This window comes from Lacibacter sp. H407 (assembly GCF_037892605.1).
Classification (GTDB): domain Bacteria; phylum Bacteroidota; class Bacteroidia; order Chitinophagales; family Chitinophagaceae; genus Lacibacter.
Genome location: NZ_JBBKTU010000001.1, coordinates 4,274,908 through 4,298,684 on the forward strand (window position 1 = coordinate 4,274,908; position 23,777 = coordinate 4,298,684).

21 protein-coding genes and 1 tRNA gene are annotated in these 23,777 nt (G+C 40.5%); 12 read left to right on the plus strand and 10 right to left on the minus strand.

The features are described 5' to 3' along the window. Window positions 1–106: 106 nt before the first annotated feature. Both WG989_RS18360 and WG989_RS18365 read right to left on the minus strand, forming a co-directional pair. The gene (locus tag WG989_RS18360; protein WP_340431507.1) at window positions 107–2,470 is read right to left on the minus strand and encodes a TonB-dependent receptor; all 2,364 of its coding nucleotides are present in this window, start codon (window positions 2,468–2,470) and stop codon (window positions 107–109) included. A gap of 229 nt (window positions 2,471–2,699) precedes the next feature. Further along, complete coding sequence (locus WG989_RS18365) at window positions 2,700–3,278, minus strand: DUF3347 domain-containing protein (RefSeq protein WP_340431508.1); 579 nt, start codon at window positions 3,276–3,278, stop codon at window positions 2,700–2,702. A gap of 184 nt (window positions 3,279–3,462) precedes the next feature. Here WG989_RS18365 and WG989_RS18370 point away from each other — a divergent pair, with 184 nt between their 5' ends. The 3 genes from WG989_RS18370 (at window position 3,463) to WG989_RS18380 (ending at window position 6,451) form a co-directional block, all read left to right on the plus strand. Further along, window positions 3,463–5,442, plus strand: a complete 1,980-nt coding sequence (locus WG989_RS18370) for an ABC-F family ATP-binding cassette domain-containing protein (RefSeq protein ID WP_340431509.1) — start codon at window positions 3,463–3,465, stop codon at window positions 5,440–5,442. 54 nt (window positions 5,443–5,496) lie between these two features. Continuing rightward, the gene (locus tag WG989_RS18375; protein WP_340431510.1) at window positions 5,497–5,976 is read left to right on the plus strand and encodes a hypothetical protein; all 480 of its coding nucleotides are present in this window, start codon (window positions 5,497–5,499) and stop codon (window positions 5,974–5,976) included. Window positions 5,977–6,073: 97 nt separating this feature from the next. Next, window positions 6,074–6,451 (plus strand): hypothetical protein, encoded by a 378-nt coding sequence (locus tag WG989_RS18380; RefSeq protein ID WP_340431511.1) that lies wholly within the window; start codon window positions 6,074–6,076, stop codon window positions 6,449–6,451. A 153-nt stretch (window positions 6,452–6,604) separates the two neighbouring features. Here the strand turns inward: WG989_RS18380 and WG989_RS18385 are convergent, their stop codons facing one another. The 3 genes from WG989_RS18385 to WG989_RS18395 all read right to left on the minus strand — a co-directional run bounded on the left by WG989_RS18385 (window position 6,605) and on the right by WG989_RS18395 (window position 8,194). After that, window positions 6,605–6,979 (minus strand): hypothetical protein, encoded by a 375-nt coding sequence (locus WG989_RS18385; RefSeq protein WP_340431512.1) that lies wholly within the window; start codon window positions 6,977–6,979, stop codon window positions 6,605–6,607. A gap of 268 nt (window positions 6,980–7,247) precedes the next feature. After that, a complete protein-coding gene (locus tag WG989_RS18390; RefSeq protein WP_340431513.1) occupies window positions 7,248–7,673 on the minus strand; it encodes a hypothetical protein in 426 nt (141 codons plus the stop codon). Window positions 7,674–8,120: 447 nt separating this feature from the next. Then, window positions 8,121–8,194: transfer RNA gene (locus tag WG989_RS18395), tRNA-Arg, on the minus strand. A 62-nt stretch (window positions 8,195–8,256) separates the two neighbouring features. Here WG989_RS18395 and ung point away from each other — a divergent pair. Together ung and WG989_RS18405 are read left to right on the plus strand one after the other, a co-directional pair. Continuing rightward, on the plus strand, window positions 8,257–8,934 hold the full coding sequence (gene ung, locus WG989_RS18400; protein WP_340431514.1) for a uracil-DNA glycosylase: 678 nt from the start codon (window positions 8,257–8,259) through the stop codon (window positions 8,932–8,934). Beyond that, the gene (locus WG989_RS18405) at window positions 8,931–9,683 is read left to right on the plus strand and encodes a lysophospholipid acyltransferase family protein (RefSeq protein WP_340431515.1); all 753 of its coding nucleotides are present in this window, start codon (window positions 8,931–8,933) and stop codon (window positions 9,681–9,683) included. The genes ung and WG989_RS18405 overlap by 4 nt, the downstream gene beginning before the upstream one ends. A gap of 15 nt (window positions 9,684–9,698) precedes the next feature. Here WG989_RS18405 and WG989_RS18410 read toward each other — a convergent pair whose 3' ends face one another. Next, window positions 9,699–12,455 (minus strand): putative LPS assembly protein LptD, encoded by a 2,757-nt coding sequence (locus WG989_RS18410; RefSeq protein WP_340431516.1) that lies wholly within the window; start codon window positions 12,453–12,455, stop codon window positions 9,699–9,701. Between the two features lie 129 nt (window positions 12,456–12,584). Here WG989_RS18410 and WG989_RS18415 point away from each other — a divergent pair, with 129 nt between their 5' ends. The 3 genes from WG989_RS18415 to WG989_RS18425 all read left to right on the plus strand — a co-directional run bounded on the left by WG989_RS18415 (window position 12,585) and on the right by WG989_RS18425 (window position 16,660). Then, window positions 12,585–13,553, plus strand: a complete 969-nt coding sequence (locus tag WG989_RS18415) for an N-acetylmuramoyl-L-alanine amidase family protein (protein ID WP_340431517.1) — start codon at window positions 12,585–12,587, stop codon at window positions 13,551–13,553. A gap of 188 nt (window positions 13,554–13,741) precedes the next feature. Then, the gene (locus WG989_RS18420) at window positions 13,742–14,731 is read left to right on the plus strand and encodes an MlaD family protein (RefSeq protein ID WP_340431518.1); all 990 of its coding nucleotides are present in this window, start codon (window positions 13,742–13,744) and stop codon (window positions 14,729–14,731) included. 57 nt (window positions 14,732–14,788) lie between these two features. After that, window positions 14,789–16,660, plus strand: a complete 1,872-nt coding sequence (locus WG989_RS18425) for an OstA-like protein (protein WP_340431519.1) — start codon at window positions 14,789–14,791, stop codon at window positions 16,658–16,660. 7 nt (window positions 16,661–16,667) lie between these two features. Here the strand turns inward: WG989_RS18425 and nhaD are convergent, their stop codons facing one another. Continuing rightward, a complete protein-coding gene (gene nhaD, locus WG989_RS18430) occupies window positions 16,668–17,942 on the minus strand; it encodes a sodium:proton antiporter NhaD (protein ID WP_340431520.1) in 1,275 nt (424 codons plus the stop codon). A gap of 238 nt (window positions 17,943–18,180) precedes the next feature. Here nhaD and WG989_RS18435 point away from each other — a divergent pair, with 238 nt between their 5' ends. From WG989_RS18435 to WG989_RS18445, 3 genes are all read left to right on the plus strand, one after another. Then, window positions 18,181–18,639: a hypothetical protein gene (locus WG989_RS18435; RefSeq protein WP_340431521.1), complete on the plus strand. Its 459-nt coding sequence runs from the start codon at window positions 18,181–18,183 to the stop codon at window positions 18,637–18,639. Between the two features lie 73 nt (window positions 18,640–18,712). Beyond that, window positions 18,713–20,224, plus strand: a complete 1,512-nt coding sequence (locus tag WG989_RS18440; protein WP_340431522.1) for an NAD(P)H-hydrate dehydratase — start codon at window positions 18,713–18,715, stop codon at window positions 20,222–20,224. Between the two features lie 3 nt (window positions 20,225–20,227). Further along, window positions 20,228–21,340 carry a BamA/TamA family outer membrane protein gene (locus tag WG989_RS18445; protein ID WP_340431523.1) on the plus strand — a complete coding sequence of 371 codons (1,113 nt, stop codon included), beginning with the start codon at window positions 20,228–20,230 and terminating at the stop codon, window positions 21,338–21,340. Between the two features lie 205 nt (window positions 21,341–21,545). Here the strand turns inward: WG989_RS18445 and WG989_RS18450 are convergent, their stop codons facing one another. The 3 genes from WG989_RS18450 to WG989_RS18460 form a co-directional block, all read right to left on the minus strand. Beyond that, entirely contained in the window at window positions 21,546–21,941 is a 396-nt protein-coding gene (locus tag WG989_RS18450) for an Hsp20/alpha crystallin family protein (protein ID WP_340431524.1), read from the minus strand. Between the two features lie 220 nt (window positions 21,942–22,161). Next, window positions 22,162–22,524 (minus strand): hypothetical protein, encoded by a 363-nt coding sequence (locus WG989_RS18455; protein ID WP_340431525.1) that lies wholly within the window; start codon window positions 22,522–22,524, stop codon window positions 22,162–22,164. A 10-nt stretch (window positions 22,525–22,534) separates the two neighbouring features. Further along, window positions 22,535–23,101: an RNA polymerase sigma factor gene (locus WG989_RS18460; protein ID WP_340431707.1), complete on the minus strand. Its 567-nt coding sequence runs from the start codon at window positions 23,099–23,101 to the stop codon at window positions 22,535–22,537. A 214-nt stretch (window positions 23,102–23,315) separates the two neighbouring features. On the opposite strand from WG989_RS18460, the gene WG989_RS18465 reads away from it, so the two are divergent. After that, a complete protein-coding gene (locus WG989_RS18465) occupies window positions 23,316–23,720 on the plus strand; it encodes a hypothetical protein (RefSeq protein ID WP_340431526.1) in 405 nt (134 codons plus the stop codon). Window positions 23,721–23,777: the final 57 nt, after the last annotated feature.

Sequence of the window (23,777 nt, forward strand, 5' to 3'; positions counted from 1 at the left end):
TGTTTGATTTAATAACAGAAAGCCGTGCATAAATAAATTGCACGGCTTTCTGTTGCGAAACGATCAACATAGCAACCGCTTTATACAATATGTTACAACCCTTGCTTTACAATTTAAAATTCAACGTTACACTTGGAATAACCGGAAACAAGGATACCTGTCTTGCTTCTACTTCCAATGTACCCTGCAAAGGATTGCCTTGCTGATCGTAGTAAATGAAATAAGGATTCTGCCGGCTGTACGCATTGTACACACTAAACACCCATTCTGTTTTCAGCTTGCGGGGTTTCTTTGGCTGTGGTGTATAAATGGCGGAAAAATCAAGGCGATGATAATCAGGCAGACGATATTGATTAATGCGGCTATACTGCTGCGTTAGTACACCATCCACCAAAAAGAAACGTTCGGGCAATGTAAATGCATTGCCGCTGCCGAATACAAATACGGCCGAGTATTTCCATTTTTTTGTTTTTTGATAGTTGGCTACGATACTCAGATCGTGCCGGCGATCAAAACGACCGGGATACTTGTCACCATCATTCAACTCAGCAAAACGGCGCCATGTCCACGATAATGTGTAACCGATCCACCCTGTAAAATTTCCTCTTGCTTTATTAATATAAAACTCAGCGCCATAACTCCATCCTTTGCCGAATACAAAACTTTCTTCAGGATCACCTATGCCCGGTGTGTATCCCTCCTTGTATTCGATCTGGTTGGCCATCGATTTATAATATACCTCGATGGACGTCTCCCACATATTGTCTTTAAAATTTTTAAACAAACCGGCTGCATATTGCCAACCGATCTGTGGCTTTACACGAAATGTGCTCGGCACCCAGATATCTGTCGGCAACGTAGTGCCAGCATTACTTACCAGATGAATGAACTGCAGGTTACGTGTTACGGCAGCCTTAATCGAAGTTTCATCGTTCAATGCATAACGCATCGTTACACGTGGCTCTAATCCTCCATAATTTTTGATGCCCTGCCCTCTTCCATACACTGTACTGTCGAGTTTATTTCCATTCTCATCTTTTACATAACGGGTGTAAGGACCTACCTGTTGAAAGGTTGTGTAACGAAGCCCGTAATTGATCTTGAGATGATCATTCACTTCCCAATCGTCCATTACATAGGCAGCCAGTTCATGTGCAAATTTATTATTGACACTTTGCGGTTCAAATACGATGTCGCCGCTTTTACCACTGGTTGTTTGCGGATTGAATTTATGGTAAGTATAATTGATCCCGTATTTGATCTGATGACCCGTAACAGGATAATAATCAAAATCAATTTTTGCGCTCACATCCCGAATAGCTGATTGCAGATTGATCTCGAAATTATTTTGTGCACCGCCAAACGCAAACTGATAATCGTTCCAAACCAGCGATGTGTTAGCGAAGAGTTTGCTGTTGAACACATGATTCCAGCGAACTGTACCGGTTGAATTTCCCCAAGGAATACGTGCTTTGAAACTACGTTCACTGTTGTTGAACGTAAACACATCACGACCAAAATAACCGCTTGCATACAAGCGATCTTTCTCTGAAAATTTATAATTGAATTTTGTATTGAGATCGTAGAAATAATAACCGCTGCCAAAAAACGCACTTTCTTTTTTAATGAATGGCTTGGCAAGGATGTCAACATAAGTACGGCGTGCCGAAACTATAAAAGAAGACTTCTCTTTTACAACCGGACCTTGAATCGATACTCTTGATGAAATCGTACCAATCCCCCCTTCTACCTGAAACTTTTTGCTGTTGCCTTCTTTCATTGCAATGTCCACCACACTGCTGATACGTCCACCATAATTCGAAGGCATGCCGCCTTTAATGAGCGTTACATTTTTTAAAGCATCGCTGTTGAACACCGAAAAGAAACCAAACAGGTGACCGGGGTTATACACTACTGCATCGTCCAATAAAATTAAATTCTGATCTGGGCCACCACCACGTACATACAAACCACTGTTACCTTCGCCTGCATTGCGTACGCCCGGTAATAATTGTAATACTTTGATAGGATCTACTTCACCGGCCAATGCAGGAACAGAACGTATCTGGTTCATGCTTAATTCAAATTTTCCCATCTGCGCCTCTTTCACATTGATGTCACGCTTGCGTGCATAAATGATCACTTCCTGTGAAATGCTGATGCGTGGAGAAAGGTCAACATTCAGTTGCCGGTTTTCATTCAACTCAATGAACAGTTCTTTTGCTTCGTACCCTACATGCGATACGACCAATGTATAACTACCTTTTTCAATTGAAATGGAAAAGAATCCGTACTGGTTGGAGCTGATGCCTTTTGTGCGGCCTTTGATAGCAACAGTTGCACCAATAATGGTTTCATTACTGGTACTGTCTTTCACGTACCCACTGATGGTGAATTTATCCTGTGCGGATGCAGATGTTATTGTGAGCACACAGATCAGCAGAGAAATGATAGGTTTCAAATAGTGCATGCGGAAATTTTCCCGGTTTTAGAAGTGTCTCTCTATTACAAGCTGGCAGCGTTTTTGTTTAGACCAAAAGCCCACCCCATTAATCCTTACGCTTTGTTGCAGGCCGTTTCCCCTCCAAGGAGGGGATGAACAGTCTGATATTTTGAATTTGAATGAACTAAAAACTATTAACTACAAACTACTGGCTATCGGCTTCCCACTCACCATTCACAACTCCCCACTCGCCTTCTTAGAACTTCAACGTCTCCTTCACTTCACCGCAGGTCAACATTTTTTTGCCGAAATAAGGATTCATGATACTGTCGGCACTGCTGAGCCAATACGCACCTTTATCATTAAACGCCATTGGACAATATTGATAGTAGATAGTTGCTCCTGTTGGTTTGATCACACGTACCATATCATAAAATGCATTCGACACCATTTCAAACGATTCACGTTTTTTCTCCAGTTCTTTTTCACCCAACATGCCGCTGATCTCTGCTGCCACATCACCGGGACGTCCATTGATGCTTGAAAAACCAAGTGTATCAAACTGCTGTACCTCATCCAATTTCAAACTATCCAATAAGTTCTTCAAAACAACAGCTTCTGTATTTATTTTCACCGTATCACTTGCTACAAACGCATCTTTCAAATTGTAATACGCATTCAACACATTGTTCATCGACTGGTTGAATGGTTCAGTATAAGCATACCCGTTCGCAGCTTTCGGTTCAGTTACTTCCGGTTCAGTTGTTTTGTCTTCTTTGTTTTTACAAGCTACTGCTGATAGAATGACGGAGAGGATAAGCAAAGTCTTTTTCATAAAAAAATTTTGGCAAAGATAAGACCTGTGAGGTTTGCAGCGAGCTGTTTAGGGTTGCCAACCTTTGTGAAGTAGCTGAAATATCGGTCAAACAGTTAAAAGGTTGGCAACCCTGCAAAAGGGCTCGTACTTCTTACTTCTAACCCCGTACTTAACCTTATCTTTGCCGCTTATTTTTAAAATTATGTTGGCTGGTTTTCAGAATTTAACGTTTGAGTTTGGCGCAAGAGCTATTGTGGAAGATGCTACCTGGCATATCCATCCGAATGAGCGGATTGGCCTGATTGGTTATAATGGTACGGGTAAATCCACGCTATTGAAGCTATTGGTGGGCGAATACTTACCATCGAAGGGAGAAGTGATCCGCAGCCGCAATACCAGTATTGGTTATCTGCACCAGGATCTGTTGAGTTTTGATACGTCTGAATCCATTTTACAGGTGGCATTGGGCGCATTCGAAAAAATATTGTTGCTCGAAAAGGAAATTGAAGAATTAGGTCTTCAGTTAGAAAAAAATCATGAAGACGAGGCGTTGCTGCATTTGTATAGCGACAAGCTGCACGAAATGGATACGCTGGATGGGTACAACATCCATCATAAAACAGAAGAAATTCTGCAGGGGCTTGGTTTTGCCAACGCCGATCTGCAACGTCCATATAAAGAATTTAGTGGTGGTTGGCGCATGCGTGTGTTGCTGGCAAAAATGATCCTGCAACAACCCGATCTATTGTTGTTGGATGAACCGACGAACCACCTTGATCTCCCAAGTATTGAATGGCTGGAGAAATATTTGCTGCACTACCAGGGTTCGGTAGTGATCGTATCGCATGATCGTTGGTTCCTTGATCGTATGGTGACGAAGATCGTGGAAGTGTTTCAGCAAGACTTACATATTTATGGCGGCAATTATTCTTTCTATCTCAAAGAAAAAGAGATCCGGATGGAATTGCAGCAAAAAGCATTTGAGAATCAGCAAGACTTTATTCGTCAGCAGGAACGTTTTATCGAACGCTTCCGTGCAAAAGCAAGTAAGGCGGCCGCTGCACAAACAGCTATCAAGAAATTAGAAAAGCTGGATGTACTGGAAGCGCCTTCCAGCGATCGGCCAAACATCCGCATCAACTTTGCGGTTGATAAAATGCCGGGTAAAGTATTGTGCGAATTAAAACATGTAAGCAAACATTACGGTGAAAATAAAATTGTAACAAACGCAAGTGCAGAAATTGAACGGGGCGATAAAATTGCATTGATCGGTGCGAATGGTAAAGGTAAATCTACCCTGCTCCGCATTATTGCCGGTGTTGAACAATATGAAGGCGAACGTAAATGGGGCCATAATGTGGACGAGAGTTTTTATGCACAGCATCAATTGGAATCATTAGGTCTTAATCATACACTGCTTGATGAATTAAAAACCTGCAGCACGCAGAAAACCGACCAGGAATTACGCACCCTGCTTGGTTGCTTTTTATTTGGTGGCGATGATATCGATAAAAAGATCAAAGTATTGAGTGGTGGTGAAAAAGCAAGAATTGCGTTGGCGAAAACGATCATCAGCAAGGCCAATTTCCTGATGCTTGATGAACCGACGAACCACCTTGATATGCATTCGGTTGAATTGCTGATCGAAGCATTGAACAAATACCAGGGCAGTATTATTTTAGTGAGTCACGATCGTTTCTTTGTATCGCAAACAGCGAATAAGATCTGGGAAATTGTGGATGAAGAGATCAAAGAATTCAAAGGCACTTACACGGAATATTTAGAGTGGAAAGAACGGATGGCGAAAAAAGCAGCCGATAATAAAGAGCTTACTGCCAGTGAAAAAAAAACAGACGTTAAGAAAGTAGTGGAACAAAAACCTGTCGTTCAACAGCATTCAACTGTTGCAGAACCAAAGCAGGCAATCAATAAAGAGCTGAAAAAAGAGTTGCAGAAGCAGCAACGTATTTTGCTACAGTTGGAAGAAAAGATCAATACCACTACCATTGAAAAAAATAAAATGGAGGCGCAACTCTCGGAGCCTTCTACTTATTCTGACAAAGACAAATTCAAACAAACAGAAATAGATTATCAAAAACTAAGTAACGACCTAAAACAGTTGAATGCAGAATATGAAGCAACGTTTGAGAAGGTGATGGAGTTGGAGAGTAAGGCGGGGTGATGAATCCATTGTAGATTAGAGATAGACCGTAAATGAGCAAAAAATACAATAGAGATGTTTAATTGCAAATTACTACTCAACTCTTTAATATTACTTCTTGGAACAGCATGTTTAACTGGCTGCGGACTTATATTCGGCCTTATTTACAAAGACTGGCGTTCTGAAGTTGCTTATAAAAGCTCAACATCAAAAAAAGATTATTTTATAATTGAAGGAATTACACAATCGCACTGTGGCTGTTCAGATGTAGTAGTAAAGAACTATGTAAACAAAAAATTAGACTTCACCTTTTACTACGGAGGGGGACTTTTCCCTGCCAAAAAAAATATTTACCGATTCAATGCCAATAAGAATAAAATTGATACTCTTATTTATATTCCAGTAACCTCCGATAATTACACTGTTGAATTTGATTCTCTTGACAAAGAAATTTTACGGCGTATAGATACTCTTGTAACTAACAGGCCAAGAGGTTCAGGGCTGATTTATAAAGTAAACCAACATTATTACAAGGGATTTATTAGTCAGAAGTAGTATCTCGATTCCTTACAATGGCGCAAGCGTCTCGCTTGTGCCGAATTATAAAAACGCTATACTCCTATAATATAAACAACAAGCTACTATCCCTCCTATGTTCAAAGTAAAATCCATCTACATCAAAATCAAACGTAATCATGTTGAAGTAACAGATTTGAATACTGGTGAAACTGTTTCCAAACAAGCGATACAACCTTTTTCCAGCACAAGGAATATTATCAGCAGTTTTAATCCGGCAAACGAAACTATTCAGTCGGCATTAAAGGAACTGGGATTAACAGGACGTTTTTTTCTTTCTAAGATGAATATCCTTATTCAACAACTGGAAGGCCTTGAAGGCGGATTAAGCGATATTGAAAAAAGAGCACTTCGTGATCTTGCAGAAATGGCCGGAGCAAATAAAGTTTGCATACTCGAACAATCAGAACCTCTTTCCATCGACATCGCATTGGTACGCTTGAAGGAAATGTAAACTATCACTTTGAAAAAATACCTTCGCTAATCCATCATAAAAGGACGGTATACTGAAGCTTCTTACTTCTTACCTCATTCCAAAAAAAAGCCATCCTTAAGAATAAGGACGGCGTATTTACCTATAAGAGAACCAACAGTTCGTTGAATATATTTAGAATGATTGCTCGTTTACAATTCTGTAAGTGCCATCATTATTAAGTTGTTTAATACGGTAGAATGTTTTTGCAGCAGTTGCTTTTTTTGTTTTGTATTTGTACGTGTAGTGTTGATCAACAGCGAAGCCGCCTAAAACAATCGCAGATGTTTTAAATGCTTTCCCATCGGTGCTTGTTTCAATCTCATAATAAATGTTAGCGGGTTCATTGTCTGCTTTCCATTGAAGCACAACAACAGTACCTTGCTGTTCAACCTGAACATCAAATACATTCGGCCAGCCTTGTTTGGGAGAAATAGTTCCGGAGATGCCTGTGTTTACAAACAACAGGATCATGAAGGCAGCAATTACAGGTACAAATTTCGTTTTCATATACAAATTGATTAAAAAACAATCTCGGGTATAGGACTGGAATCAATTTGGTTAATAGAGGAATTTTGGAAGGGGCTTCCGGATATGAGATATTAAATGGGGAATTAAATCGGTGGAGAAAATTTGTTAGGGCCGGATTCAATTCTGACCGTAAAATTACTGTTTCATTTCAATTATGCAAGCTTTTGCCAATATTTTTTTCACAGACCATTGACACGCTGTCAAAACGATGGTCTTTCGCCAGCAAATTTGGTTTAAAAAGAACGTATTATTTGTAATTGAACTTCATCCCCACACAAACAAAAAAGTAAGAAGGGATATAATTGGCGGAATAATAAAAGTTGCCTTTCTTAAAACGCTTCCCGTTGTACTCCGCTCCAGCTATCCATGAATTGGAGTTTGACGTTTTTAACTGGGCTGATAAATGCTTACGGACATAACCACTGTAAATACGCACAGCTTTATTTACTCTATAACCTGCCTGGAAACTGAATAATAACGGTGTTGCATCATTCACCTGTGCAAAATAACCGGTGCTGAAGGTTGTTTTCTTGTACACATAACCTATGCTCAATTCACCACCTACCCCAACGTTTGACCCGGTAACCAACCCTGCGCCTCCCTGCACATACATCTGTGACATGGAATCAACGGATAAAAACAAAAACAAAACAAAAAAGGAAAGTTTGTACATACAGCTTGTTTATAATGGGCAATCGATTTACTGCTTGTGATAGCTATTTGCAAACTGTTATCAATGGATCACAGAAACCTGAGAATAGATAACAACAGAAAATAACGTTTACAGCGATGTTCGGTTCATAAAAAAGCAGGAAATGTTTTCGAAGGATAATTGGTACGGCAGTAATTCGATCAGCAGGCAGGATGTTTTCGTAGAGTCAAAACCGGCAAGCCCGGCAGGCATCTAATATAAAACTAAAAACAGGATTGCAAAATTTAAACAGGAATTAATTTCAGAAATTAGGGGTAAACTCTTCTTTGCTTGATTCGTTGTTCAATCCAGAACCATGTTGAATTTGGACCGAGGTTAGCATTGGCTGATATGCAAATACAAAACTAGATTTACCATAGTGATTTAAAAAGAGAAAGTCCTTCATAGTGAAGGACTTTCTCTTTTAAGTGATCCGGATTGGATTCGAACCAATGACCCTCAGCTTAGAAGGCTGATGCTCTATCCAACTGAGCTACCGGACCAGCTTTTGATTAAGAGGCAGCAAAGGTAATTTTTTGTACCATTGCATCCAAACCATTTGTGCATGGACGTTCAGATTGAAGATAGTTGGAAAAAAGAGCTCAAACAGGAGTTTACAAAGGCTTATTTCCAGCAAATTGTTACGTTTTTAAAAACAGAACGGGTGCAGGGTAAAACGATTTACCCGCCCGGCTCGCTTATCTTCAATGCATTTACCCAAACGCCGTTTGAGAATGTAAAGGTGGTCATCATTGGACAAGATCCTTATCATGGCGCCGGGCAAGCTCACGGACTTTGCTTTTCGGTGCAGGATGGCGTTCAACCTCCCCCATCGCTCATCAACATTTATAAAGAAATTGAAACTGATATGGGTGTTGGCATGCCGGCAAAGCATGGCAACCTCAGCAAATGGGCACAACAGGGTGTACTGTTATTGAATGCATTTTTAACAGTTCGTGCCAACGAAGCTGCCAGTCATTCAAAAATCGGTTGGGAAAATTTTACCAATGCAGTCATTCAAAAAATATCTGATCAAAAAAAAGGTGTGGTGTTTTTATTGTGGGGAAAGTTTGCACAGGAAAAACAAAGCCTTATTGATGAAACAAAACATCATGTATTAAAAGCGGCGCACCCTTCACCTCTTAGTGCATACAATGGTTTTTTCGGCTGCAAACATTTTTCAAAAACCAATGAGCTGTTATTGAAAGAAGGACGTGAACCTATTGATTGGAAATTACCATGAACTTTGTTAAGAATATACTCGGACGATTTTTTGCTGCATGGGCCATGCTTACGTTTATCATTACCATGCTCATCATCTTATTGCCAACATGGGCAATGGGTTTATACCCCGAACCAAAACGCACACGGATGTTTATTGCAATGTCCAGACTTTGGATGGCTGTTTGGTTACCATTAGCCGGTATTCGTTTGGTGATAAAGGGTAAAGAGAAATTTAAGAAAGGCGAAAACTATGTAGTGGTGTGCAATCATAATTCATTCATGGATGTACCCGTTACTTCGCCTGGTATTCCGGGTGCTAATAAAACCATTGCAAAAATTGAAATGGCAAAGATCCCATTGTTTGGTTTGATCTACCGACGTGGAAGTGTATTAGTGGATCGTAAAAGTGAAGAAAGCCGTTTGAAGAGTTATGCGTACATGCGCAAGGTGCTGGATATGGGTTTGCACATGTGTATTTATCCGGAAGGAACACGTAACAAAACCAATCAACCACTCAAAGAATTTAAAGATGGCGCCTTCCGTTTAGCCATTGAAGCAAAGAAACCCGTTGTACCTGCTGTTTTATTCAACACGAAAAAAGTTTTACCGCAGAATAAACCATTTTATTTCTGGCCATCGAAAATTGAAATGCATTTTCTCGATCCGGTTGAAACAAAAGACCTGCAAATGGATGATGTGAAGAAATTAAAAGAGCAGGTATTTGGTTTGATGTGGGAATATATTGAACAAAAGAAGCCGGCTTTATAATCCTTTTGATCTCCCTTAGAATTGCGGCAGGTTGGCATAAAACATCCGTGAACGGTTGATACGTAAATCACGAAGCAAACCGGATTTGGGACTGATGCTAATATTAAATGAGCGGATTGGCCCGATCGGTGTTACATTGATCGCCAATTGCCAGCAATGAAGATCTCTCGAAATAGATGTGGTTAAATATTGAAGCGTACGTGTTTGCATATCAAACGTACCATTGGCCTGCACTTTCCATTTCTCCGTTAAATTAAAATCGCCGTTGAAATTTATCGACTGTGTGACCATTGTTTCAAATCCAGAATAATCACGCTTGAGCATGCGTGTAAGATTTAATGAGTACGATAGGTTTAAACTCCACGGCACATTGAAATCAACAAACTCACCCGGGTTATTTTGAATGGCATTTAGTTCCCGGCCCTGCTCATCAAAATCATTTCGCCGGTTCCGTTCCATATCTTCTTTCTCTTTTTGCTTCTTCTCATCTTTTGGTTTGCTCTTGAATTGTGTACTCACTGACACAAAACCACTGGAGAAACGACCCAACGAAAATTTATCGGCTTGCCACGCATATTGTTGTTTTCTGAAACCGGTTTCCTGATCGATCTGGTAAGGCGAAACATTTGCACCCGCCGTTAAACTGATCTTTTCAAACAAATTGCTACGTAGATAAAAATTAAAATCGCTCAACCCAAATGAATCGGCGAGCATATTATAACTGGTGCTCATCCCAAATCCATCAATCAATCGGATTTTTTTATCAGCCGCCGCACTGGTATCTTTTTTATCTTTTACTTTCAGCTCAAGGTTATTATCAATGGAGAAATTAATGGAGCCCGATCGTCCGTCAGGAATATTAGCGACCTGTGAACCATTGAACTTATCGAACCATAGTTGTCTTCCTGTTGAATCAACCTGCGCCAGATACCACTTCGCTCTGTTGAGATCAGGCCGGTAGCCCATACCAAATGTGGGACGTATTACATGGCGCAACGCTTTTACATTTCCTTTCTTAAAATTCATGGTTCCAAACAACGCCGTGCTGAAGTTTAAACCAAAACTCATTTGACGTTCGGTATAGAATCCTTTTTGTCCAATTGTTTCAACCGTTTTTGTTGCAGGGTTCCATTGACGGATAAATGTACGGGAATGCCATGTTTCATCGTAACTGATCGAAGGGCCTACTTGCAACGGACCTAACGGTGGTAATGAAAGTTGAATCGGTATGCTATGTCTTGCACTCCAGTCGAACGTATCAATGAGTTGTTTAAAACTAAAGGCCGTATCATAAAAAGCAAACTGGTTGCGGAATGTTCCGTTATACGAAACACCTAATTTTTCATACCACTTTGGTGTTCCAACAAAATCTTTTTTCTGAAACGGATAGATCGTGTTTACTGTAAACCCTACATCGGGCAAGCTTACATTAAACAATTTTGTGTTGGTGTTTTGATTATGATTGGCACTTACTGTTAAATTGTAAGGCTTCCCTGCCCATGTTCGTTGATAGGCAATGGATGATTGCAATGTATTATTAAAATTCTGTTGCGCATTATTCGGGAACAACCGGTTGAACAAACTGGTAGCCACATTTACGTTTGCACTGAATGTTTGACCGGGCCTTGCTTTTCCATCCAAACTATGATTCCATTGCACAGAAAAGTTTCTTGATGGTGGCGAGTAATCAGGATCACCTTTAAATCCAAACTTGTTATTCATATAGGAAAGATTAAATCCTCCGCTATAGCGATATCGCTTTCTGTAAGTAGGTGTCAGAAATAAATTATAAGATCCATATGAATAAATATTTGCACGAATGGTAGCATCCCATAATTCACCAAACGTTTTGTAATAGCCAAGACCTTCCAATCCAAAACCCAATTGTTCATTTACTGTGGGCTGCGGTGGCAATAAACCAGTACGTCGCCCCTGTTTCATCGGGAACAATCCAAATGGCAAACCAATTGGAATAGGAACATTTTCAAATTCAGGTCTCACCAATCCTGTTACAGCAACCTGGTTGCTGATGAACTTTACTTTCCGTGCTTTGAATGCAAAGTGTGGCGTATCATAATTACAAGAAGTGAATCGGGCTTTTTCTGCAAAGAAAACAGTTGGACTGATCCGCTTTACTTTTTCACCATAGATATACATTTCACCTTCCTGTGTATAGGTGCCAATGGTCAACCCACGCTGTGTTTTGAAATTGTAACGGATAGTATCAGACGTAAAAGCGCTTTCGCCCTGTTTAAACGCCGGAACACCTGTTGGCAAGCCCGCTGAATCTTTAATTGAATAAGCGGTGAGTATTTGTGTAGGCTGATCGAGTCGAATCACCGCAGCATCTAATGCTACATCTTTAAACTTGACCGATGCTTTGTTATATAAAAAGATCTGTTTACCCGGAATATCCACCACCATTGAATCTTCCGCTTCAAAATCAACCGGTGCATCAATGGTATCTTTCGACATTTTCAAATCAAACGTATCGATCTTCTGCACCATCGAATCCCGCAGCTGTAATGAATCTGCAACCGCAACCGAATCTTTTTTCGGCGGTATGGTATCATTTAACAAAATTTTTCCGGTGGGTGTTTCTGTTGCTCTCGTCTGTAATACAGGTGTTGAACTTGTTTTTTTTACGGGCGAAACGGGCACTGTATCACTAAGAGAATATGTTAAAGCGTGGAAAATATCAACGGGTGAATAAAATGCATTACGACCTTGTACCGTTATTCCATAGAAGAGCAAGCCCCCTAAAGCAGTCATTAATACAGATTTATAGCTAACTTTACAGCGTTTAAACATAATGCGGTGGCGACAAAAATAATCACATTTGCATTAACGAACTGTGAATGTTGCTTTTGAATTTACTAACTCAAAAACGAAATTCGAACGATGAAGAAAAACTTACTACCCGGAATTGCCTGTTTGATCATGTTGAGCCTGGTGATTGTATCCTTCACCCAAAAAAATAATTCAAGGGCGGCAGGTAAAATCAGAACCATCGTAATTGATGCAGGGCATGGTTTTAAAGGAACCATCGGCGCACGTCACGGATCGTTTGGAACCGAGGTATCGGAAGATCAGATCTCGTACGAAGTTTCCAAAAAATTAGTGTCCATTCTTCAAAGTGAGATGCCCGATGTAAAAATTCTGGAATCAAGACCCACGATTTATTTTGTTGATAACAGAGCCCGTGCAAGCTTTGCTAATAACAACAAAGGCGATCTGTTTGTATCGATCCATTGCAATTTTGTTCCCAAACTCAGAGAAGTAAAGCGTGAAGGCTCACGAAAGGAAACCTATTATGTAACAACTGGTAAAGGAAAGAGCAAAAAAAGAATCAAGAAAACAAGAACAGTTCCTGTTTTTAAAACATACTACCACCCCAACCCTGCACACGGCACCGAAACTTATGTGTTTGCGGCACATAAGCAAGATGAGAAAGAAGATATTATCATGGAAAATGGCGACATCTTTAATAATGAAGAAGATGATGGCAGTTTGAATGTGAACATCAACGACCCAATTGTTAAGCAGCAGGTAGCGCTGTGGAGCAAACAGTTTTTTGCAAATAGTGTAAAACTGGCGAGTATCGTTGAGGAAGAATTTGTGGGAATTGGCCGTTTCAGCCGTGGAGTAAAACAGCGGCAGGTAGGTATTTGGGTGCTGCAGGCCACCGCTATGCCGAGTATTTTAATTGAATTGGGCTTTCTTTCACACCGGCCTGAAGAGGAATATCTCATGAGTGCCGATGGTCAACAACAAATGGCACAAAGTATCTCAGCTTCTATTAAACGATATAAAGACCTCGTTGAAAAGTCTCCAACTGTACAAAATACAGCAGATAACGTTCGTAAATAGACGTATTCTGCGATCGTAACTGTTAGTTTCCCCGTAACTCTTCTTTGTGGGGGATAAACATTTCTTATTTTTGGCCGGGGAGCCAATTAACAGACTTCCCCATCACCAACACATTCCAGCGAAAACACGCATTCTGATATTACATAGCAATGCGGGAACATGTGATGGAGTGAATAAAAAAATAACACATGAAAGTTTCAAACGAAACCAAAGTAGGCGCCTTAACAGTTATTGCAGTTACCCTTCTTGTTCTTGGCTTTAATTTTTTAAAAGGAAAGAGTTTACTTAAAAAATCAAACGTACTCTATGCCCGTTTTCCGGATGTAGGTTCACTGGAAGTAGCCAACCAGGTTAAGATCAAAGGCTTTCGCATTGGTAATGTTTATAAGATCGATAATCTTGATAAAGATGTAAGTGAAGTGATCGTAACCATCACTTTGCTTGAAGATGTGAACATCCCGAATAATTCGGTAGCTATCATCAATAGCAGTTTAACAGGAAGTGCTTCTATTAGTGTGGTACCCGGTAATTCAACAAGTTTTCTTGCAAAAGGTGATACGTTGCAAAGCACCAGCAATCCCGATATTCTTTCGAAAGTAATGAACAGTGTAGATCCGGTAATGGTGAATATCAAACAGGCCGTTGATTCAATCAAGTTGGTATTGAGTAATGTAAACAGTTTGTTTGATGAAAAAACAAAATCGAACCTGAAATATGTGATCGCCAATTTGAAAACTACTTCGGATAATCTGGCTGTAATGTTGGATAGCAAAAACGGATCACTTGCCAAGACATTGAATAATGTTGAAACCTTTACCACCAATCTCAATACAAACAACGAAAAGCTGAACACCACCATTGAGAATCTGAAAAACACATCCCAAACCTTATCAGAAATTCAGATCAAAGAAACAGTTGCCAATCTTAACACGACCATCACACAATTACAGGGAATTTTGCAGAAGGCCAATAAGGGTGATGGTACACTTGGATTGTTGATCAATGATCCGAAACTGTATAATAATTTACAGAATACAAGCAGAAGCCTCAATATTCTTTTGGATGATTTCAAATTGCATCCGAAACGTTATGTAAGCTTCTCTGTATTTGGAAAAAAAGAAAAAACAGAACCACTTAAAGCACCATTGGCCGACAGTATCAATAACAATCAAAAATAATTGAACGTGGGCTTTCGCTTTGGTTTGCTGTGCTGTTTGCTTTTGTGTATAAATGGATTGTACGCACAAAAAAGAACAGCTCCTCCCCGTCCATCACAAACAAGTGACACGGTACGTGTTGTTGAAATTCTCAAAACCAATCATTTTGACTTTCGAACAATTGACTCGGTCACACAACTCCAAATTTTTGTAGGCGATGTGCATATACGCCAGGGAGCTACACTGTTTTGGGCCGACAGTGTGGTGTTAAATGAGAAAACAAATTTCTTGCAGGCATACGGTAATGTGCACATCAAAGAAGCCGACTCTGTAAATATTTATTCGCAATACCTGCAATACGATGGCAATAAAAAACTTGCCACCTTTCGAAACAACGTAAAGCTCAGCGACCCTAACAGTACCCTCTATACCAATGAAATGGATTACGACATGAATGGTAAAGTGGGTACCTATCGCAATGGCGGACGTATTGAGAGCAAACAAACCACACTTACCAGTAATGTGGGTTTTTATTATGCAGATATAAAAGATATTTATTTCATTGGCGATGTAAAAATGAGCGACCCTGAAGTTGCACTTGCCAGCGATTCGTTGTTATATAATACCAGCAGCCAGGTTGCAACCTTTATTGCTCCCACCACCATTAAAACAGGCAAATCGGTCATTAATACAAGAGAAGGTTACTATGATCTGAAATTGAAACAAGCCAAATTCGGCAGCCGCTCCCGCATGCAGGATAGTACCTCAACAATGGTGGCTGATGATTTTGCCTTTGATGATAAAACAGGTTTTGGTGAAGCCAAAGGAAATGTACAATACAAAGACACTGCGCAAGGCGCTCTCCTGTTTGCCAACAGAGTGTTCTTTAATAAAGAGAAGAAGAATTTTCTTGCTACCGAGAAACCGGTGATGGTGGTGGTACAAAAAAGTGATTCGGTTTACATTGCTGCCGACACCATCTATTCAGGCTTGATGCAAGATCTGGCACAAATGAAGAATGGATACATCACTGCATTTGATACGGTGAAAGGGAAACAGGTGCTGCGAGTTGATTCAATACTTTCAAACGATTCCATTGTGATCGTATCACCCGATTCAGCAAAAGTAATTGCTGATAGTATTGCTGCTGTGCAGCAAAAAGATTCGATCGCTGTACCGGTTATTTCTCCACCTGTTCTTGAAAAAACAAAACCATTACCGGTAAAAGATTCGGTGATCACAACCAAACCACCGGTATTACGGAATAAGCCTGTGATTGTACAAACTGATTCAATTAAAATTCCGCTTGCAGACAGTAATCTTGTTGCAGTTGTTGATACAACTATCAAAAAACGCATCCGGCCAAAAGAAGAAACTGATACCATCCGCTTTATCACTGCATTCAGGAATGTTCGCATTTTTAATGATTCGTTACAAGCTACTTCCGATAGCTTATTTTATTCCGGAGTTGACAGTGTGTTTGAATTATACCACAATCCTGTTGCATGGAGCAAAGGCAGCCAGGTATCGGGCGACACAATATTTGTGTTCACTGAAAACAAAAAGCCCAAGCGTATGTATGTGTTTGAGAACGGGCTGCTGGTACAAAATGTAAAAGAAACGGCGGAGTTCTTTAACCAGATCAAAGGCCGTACTATCAATGCTTATTTTATTGATGGTGAACTTGATTTTGTAAAAGCAAAAGGCACAGCAGAAAGTATTTATTATGCACAGGACGATGATAGTGCCTATGTGGGAATGAACAGAACAACGGCTGATATGATCGATATGTTTTTTAAAGACCGCAGTCCGCAGAAAATAAAATACAGCAGTTCAGTAAAAGGTACCACCTTCCCTATCCGTCAGTTACCAAACGATCAAAAGAAATTATCAAACTTTCAATGGCTGGAAAGTAAACGCCCCAAAAGTAAACTGGAATTATTTTTATAAAGCTTGCTTAGAAAAAAGCACGTTCTAAAAGAAAGACGGCGATCCCTGCAAAGAAACCAATCAATGCTAACCAGCTGATCTTTTTCAAATACCACATAAAGTTGATGGCTTCAATTCCCATGGCCGCAACGCCTGCTGCGGAGCCAATAATAATTGCACTGCCGCCTGTACCCGTTGTTAATGCAAGAAATTCCCAAAACGGATGATCGGTTGGATACGTTGTAAGATCGTACATGCCTTGTGCTGCAGCAACAAGCGGCACGTTATCGACCAATGCAGAAAGCAATCCCAACGCAGTACCGATCATATAATCGTTCTTTAATAACGCATTGAGATGTGTGGCAGCTTCAGCAAGTAAACCGTTCGATTGCAAAGCAGCTACGGCAAGCAGGATACCAAGAAAAAACAGGATGCTGGGAGTATCAATTCGCTGCAAGGCATGTGCAACACTAAACCGTTGTACGGCCGTTGATTCTTTCTTCTTGTGAATAATCGTTGTTATGATCCACATAAAACCTAATGCCAGCAGCATGCCCATAAAAGGCGGCAAATGTGTGACGGTTTTAAATACCGGAACAAAAAGAAGAAAACCTAAACCTGATACAAGAATAATTTTCCCATCTCTTTTATCAACATCTGAATCGGATGCTTTTGGCATCGCAATGATCTTCTTGCCTTTGAATTTATACATCACAATTAAAACAGGAATAAAAGCTGCAGCTACACTTGGAAAAAATATTTGTGTAATGATACTGTAAGCAGTGATCTGTCCGCCGATCCACAGCATGGTAGTGGTAACATCACCTAACGGCGACCATGCACCACCGGCATTTGCAGCAATAACGATCATACCTGCAAACCAAAGCCTGTCCTCTCTGTCGCTCAGTAATTTGGCGCACAAAGAAGTCATTACAATAGTGGTGGTTAGGTTATCCAGTAAGGATGATAAGAAAAAAGTGATCACCGAAACGATCAACAACAACCGGCTTTTATTGGTGGTATTGATCTGGCGGGTAATAATGGAGAATCCATTGTGTGAGTCGATCAATTCCACAATCGTCATTGCTCCCAACAGAAAAAACAGAATAGAACCGATCTCTCCCAAATGATGCAGTAATTCTTCGTTTACAAAGTGAGCTGAATCGCTTTCGAATATAAAGATCGTCCAGCAAAGTACACCGGTCATTAAAGCAGTCGCCGCCTTATTAATCTTGACAGTATGTTCGAGTGCAATCAGTAGGTAGCCGAGTATAAATATCGAAACGATCAGAATTGTAGCCATCTGTGCCTGTATTAAAGGCTGCAAAGATAGTCCCTAATAAAAAGAACGGTCGTAATCATTGCGTTTGATTCAACGATATGAGTTTACTATGTAAAATTTGTTAAGCTTTCTTTCACACAGCAAAACAAAAAAACAACGTTTCAGTTACAGGAAAACACAAACCGGTCAGGAATTTTATTCCAACTGGTAACAAAGCAATTGGCATTATTTTAGCAAACATTTTATCAATCATCTATCCATGTTTCAAAAAAGCAGTCTCGTATTTCTTATTGTGTCTGTTCTAACCATTTCAGCTTCTTTCGCTCAATACCGTCATCAGGCAGGTGTTCGGCTAGGCAGTAACGATCAGGTTGTTGCTACGGGATTCACCTACCGCTATCATTTCAATAACAACAAAGCTGTAGAAGCCATCCTTAACCTCCGAGATCCACTTGCATTGGGTGCCATGTATGAAATATTTAAACCCATCGGAGCGGTTGAAAACCTGCATTGGTTTTATGGAGGTGGCGCTTTTGTTGGATTTACAGGGTTTGATAATTTCGGCCTGTTAGGAATTGCCGGTCTCGACTATCAATTTACAGAAGTGCCCATTAATTTATCGATCGACTGGAAACCAGAGCTAACATTGATCGAAGGTGTTCAATTCAGAGCTTCAACCGTTGCCGTTTCTGTTCGCTTTGCATTTCTGAAAAAATAATTTGTTCTCTTGGTCTCTTGAAAGGTCTGATCGTTATCAGGCCTTTTTGTATTTGCAATTGTAACTTTAGCGTATGAAAATCTTTTCAGCCGAACAGATCAAAGCATGGGATGCATACACAATTGAGCATGAACCAATTTCTTCCATTGATCTGATGGAACGTGCCGCCACCGCCTGTGCAGAATGGATCATGCTGCACCACTTCTCCAAAAAGAAGCTACATGTTTTTTGCGGTAAAGGAAACAATGGCGGTGATGGACTTGCGATCAGCCGACTTCTTTTGCAGGAAGGCTGCAATGTAACCGTGTACATTCTTGAAAATGGAAAACTCGGAACCGATGATTTTCAAAAAAATCTTGCAGTATTACACACGCATACAAAAGACATTCATTTTTTACAATCGCCGGAGTTTTTTCCCGCTTTGCAATCAGATGATGTGGCAATTGACGCCTTGCTTGGAACAGGTTTAAATAAACCATTGGATGGATTAGTTGCTGCATTAGCCGAACATATCACCCACTCTCCTGCTGCCGTTATTTCCATTGATATTCCGTCGGGGATGTTTGCCGATAAAAGTTGCAAAGAACACACTTGCATCAGAGCCGACTATACACTTAGCTTTCAGCAATACAAAACCTGTTTTTTGATGACTGAAAATGCAGAATATTGCGGCGATGTGCATTTGCTCAACATTGGTTTGCACCAGGCCTATTATGATCAAACAGTTGCTGAGCATCAATTGATCGACCGGGCATTGATCAATACCATTTATCGAAAACGAAAAAACCATTTACACAAAGGCAATTTTGGTCATGCACTGATAACGGCAGGTAGTTATGGAAAAATTGGCGCTGCTGTATTAAGTGCAGAAGCCTGCTTACGCAGCGGTGCAGGATTACTAACGGTGCACAGCCCACGCTGCGGGTATGATATTTTGCAAACAAGTATTCCCGAAGCCATGCTGGATACTGATCCGGAAGAACGCTTTCTTTCTACACTTCCAACTGATCTCTTACGCTATGCTGCAATTGGGATTGGACCGGGCATTGGCCTGCACGAAAAAACAGCGGAACTGTTGTTACAACTGTTGAAGCAAATTCATCAGCCAATTATATTGGATGCCGATGCACTGAATCTCTTATCGATCAAAAAAGATATGGCAACATATCTTCATGAAGATTGTTTGCTCACGCCCCATCCAAAAGAATTTGAACGGTTGTTTGGTAAAACAGCAAATGATTTTGAACGGGCCGAACTTGCACAACAAAAATCAATTGAGTTAAATTGTGTGATCGTGTTGAAAGGTCATCACACATTTATTGCTTGCCCCAACGGCAATGCATACTTCAACAATACCGGCAATGCAGGTATGGCCACTGCAGGCAGTGGTGATGTATTGACTGGCATACTCACCGGTTTGCTGGCGCAAGGTTATAATACAGAAGAAGCAGCAATACTCGGTGTTTATTTACATGGCTTGGCAGGCGATTTAGCTGCACAACAGATATCGCAGGAAGCAATGCTGGCGGGAGATATTGTCAATCATATTGGTGATGCATTTTTGCAACTTTCACAAACCAACTGATGCATGCAGCAACAATCAACTTCTTCTTTTATTGTTGCGTTTATCTGTGTGTTACTAATCAGTCAATTAAACGTAACAGCACAGTCAACAGATTCTGCTGTTAATAAAAGTCATCTGCTGGTAGTACCTGTTATTTCCCGTTCTATTGAAACCGATTGGTCGTTTGGTGCCGGCGGCACCTATACATTTTATACAACACGAAAAAAAGATTCAACCACACGTACTTCTTCCATTCGTTTTCTCGGCAGCTATTCGTTGCGGAAGCAATTTATTTTCACCATCAACGGACCGGTATTTTTTCCGGGTGAAAAATATATTTTAAACAGCCATTTTTCGTACAGCTCGTTCCCCGACCGATTTTGGGGACTGGGTAATAAAACCCCAACCAGTAACGAAGAAGAATACGATTTCAGACAATTCTATGTACACCTGCATGGCGAACGTTTATTGGGTCATAAAGTATTTGCCGGATTGATCTATGATTTTCAACGGGTGATCGATATCAATGTAAAAGATGCTGGCCTGTTTGAACAACAACAGGTAGCAGGTCGACAACCTTACCAGGTGTCGGGTCTTGGTGCCAGTATTTCATGGGATACACGCAACAACACATTCTGGCCCAACAAAGGACATTTACTTTCATTGCAGGCAACGCATTTCACTTCATTGCTTTTATCAGATCATCGTTACACAAATTTTATTGCTGATGCACGATTGTACAAACGCATTTATCGAAAACAAATTTTGGCGATGCAGGCTTATGGCTTCTTTAATACAGGAGCAGATGTGCCGATCAGAAGTATTGCATCGCTAGGCGGTGCCGACCGTATGCGTGGTTATTTCAACGGCCGTTACAGAGATGATCATTTGCTGAGTTTGCAAGCTGAATATCGTGTGCCTGTTTACAAACGCATCAGTGCGGTTGGCTTTGCAGGCGTGGGAGATGTGGCAGGACGATTCAGTACCCTTTCTTTGACACAACTGAAATATTCATGGGGTGGCGGTTTACGGTTCGCCGTGAACAAACATGAAAAACTACATATCCGCTTCGATTATGGTTTTGGAAAAGGGAAAGAGAACCAGGGTTTTTATTTACAGTTTGGTGAAGCGTTTTAAATAAAAAAAGACAGCCGGTTTAAACCAGCTGCCTTTGAACGTAAGAAAATCTAATGCCATGGTTCGTGTCTCACGAACCATAAACAATTTCCGTCCTGTTCGTGAGACACGAACCGGGGCGGGCGTAAATAACAAAAGGCAGTCCGCCGAAACGGACCGCCTTTGACCATAATAAACCCTGTTTGTCAACAGGTAAAAATCAACTTTAGCTGATCTTTATTTCCTGTTCTTTGGTTTGCGCTCCTGCAATAACGGGGAGGCTCACCTGTAACACACCATCTTCATACTTTGCTGTAATAGCAGAAGCATCAATGGTTTCATCCAATGTAAACGTTCTTACAAAACCTCCACGGCTGTATTCACGCAACACCCAATCGAAACGTGGAAAGCCATCCGGTGGCGTGTAGGAAATACTTAATTCATTTCCTTTTACATTCACCGCAAAATGTTCTTTGATGCGGCCCGGTGCAAATACCAGCATTTCGTAACTGGTTCCGGTTTTGTAAATGTTTACGGCGGCTCGTTGCATTGAACGGTAAAGCAGGTGCCGTTTGCTGCTTCCGTAGTGATCGCCTTTTGCGGCGTGAGACTGATTGTACATCGTCTGTTGTTTTAAATGAAAAAATAGATAACAAATAGAAAGACGAGCCGACGAAAAAAATACTTTACGATGAAGGTTTGGAATATATTCATGACGAAAGCCAATGCTTTTCCATTTATAAAGCCATGATTCGTGAACACGAACCGGGACGGTGGATACTTCGGGAGACATAAAAAAAGCCCGAACAATACGTTCGGGCTTCACCATCGGTATAATATGTTTATGGATGTTGTTCCTGAGTGGGATTATTCTCAGGTTTGATTTCTTTTTCCTGCGGATAATGACCGCAACGCTTCCACCACTCCTGTTTAAAACGGGCTTTCTCCTCATCACTCATGGCTCCCCAATTTTGTTTCCATCCCGGGCCACCCTTGTGTTTATTACGTCCACCAAAACCGCTGAATAAAATTTTACTCAACAGCAGAATGCCGATCGCCTGCCAGAAATTGATCACATACAAACCGGTTGCCGGGACCAATGCAGTGTTCCATAAAAACATCACCAGCCAGCCAAATGCAAACACCGCTGCAATAACCAGCAAGGGTATTAAGGCCATCCATTTTTTATTCCTGTTCCTCATCATCGTAAAAATATTAATTGTTTAAAAATTCGTTGTACAAAGTTTCAAGCCGGCTACGCAGGTGAATGACTGCATAACGCTTGCGTGAAATAATGGTTTTGATGTTCTCATTCTCTTGGTCGGCAATTTCCTGCAGCGTCATATCTTCCAGTTCGTTCCATACAAATACGTTTCGTTGTTTCTCGGGAAGTTCCTGCAAGGCATCCATCAACGCATCCCAAAATAACCGTTGCATGCTCTGCATTTCAGCATCGCCCTCGTCACTTGCTAACATGGAAGAGAAAAAACTGACCCCATCATCATCTTCGTAGGAAAAGTCATCGAGTAATACATCTTTCTTTTTTCTTGATTTATCGATGATGCGGTTACGGGCCACCCGGTACAGCCATCCGCCAATATTATCAATATTGTCAACCGCAGCCAGGTTACTTAATTGATACCAGACATCCTGCAGAATGTCTTCCGCATCTTCATTTGTTTTTACACGGCTGCGTATAAAACCAAATAACTGCCGGCTGTAACTGCCGATTGCCGATATGATTGTTTGCTGACGGGCCATTGCCTCCATGCCATCTTTCATTTGTATCAAGAAGAACGACGGCTGATTGATTTTACTTTAAAGATGAGGAAAAAGGCCAAGAAACAAGTTGAAAAGGAGAAGGAAGAGAACCCAAACCAAAAATGTGTTCTCAGGCGATGTCTGGCGGAGCCGACTCGCCGTCATGCGAAATGATTTCCTAGAAAGACTGATTATTTTAAATTAGCACAAATTTTCCGGTTTAAATAAGTAATTTATGAAGCACGTAAATAAATATATGTTAAGTAATTTGTTAGCGCCTTTAGGTGGAACAGCTGACATCGATGAAGAAATAAATAACTATACAAACTTTGAAAATAACAATGAAATACTAGTAAAACATGTCATTGCCAATGAAATAAAGCCGTACTATTATATTCAATCTGATTTGTACAAAGAATCCGTAAAGCGATCACTTGCTTATTTCCTAACAACCGATAAAATCAACTATGGTGATCTGTATGATAACTGTTTGATAGCCTTTGACCATCCAAAAGACCCAAGGAGTTTTTTTCTTTGGATTTGGGAAGTTTTGTTTCCTTTTGAAAATTATTACATTACCAATACTGAAAATTACATTGAAGTTGAAAATCCAAACGAAGCTAACAGCTATTTACAATGATTTCTTTCTTTCCCCAATCTACTCCAAGTATGTAGTGCAGGCACAAGAAGCCAACAC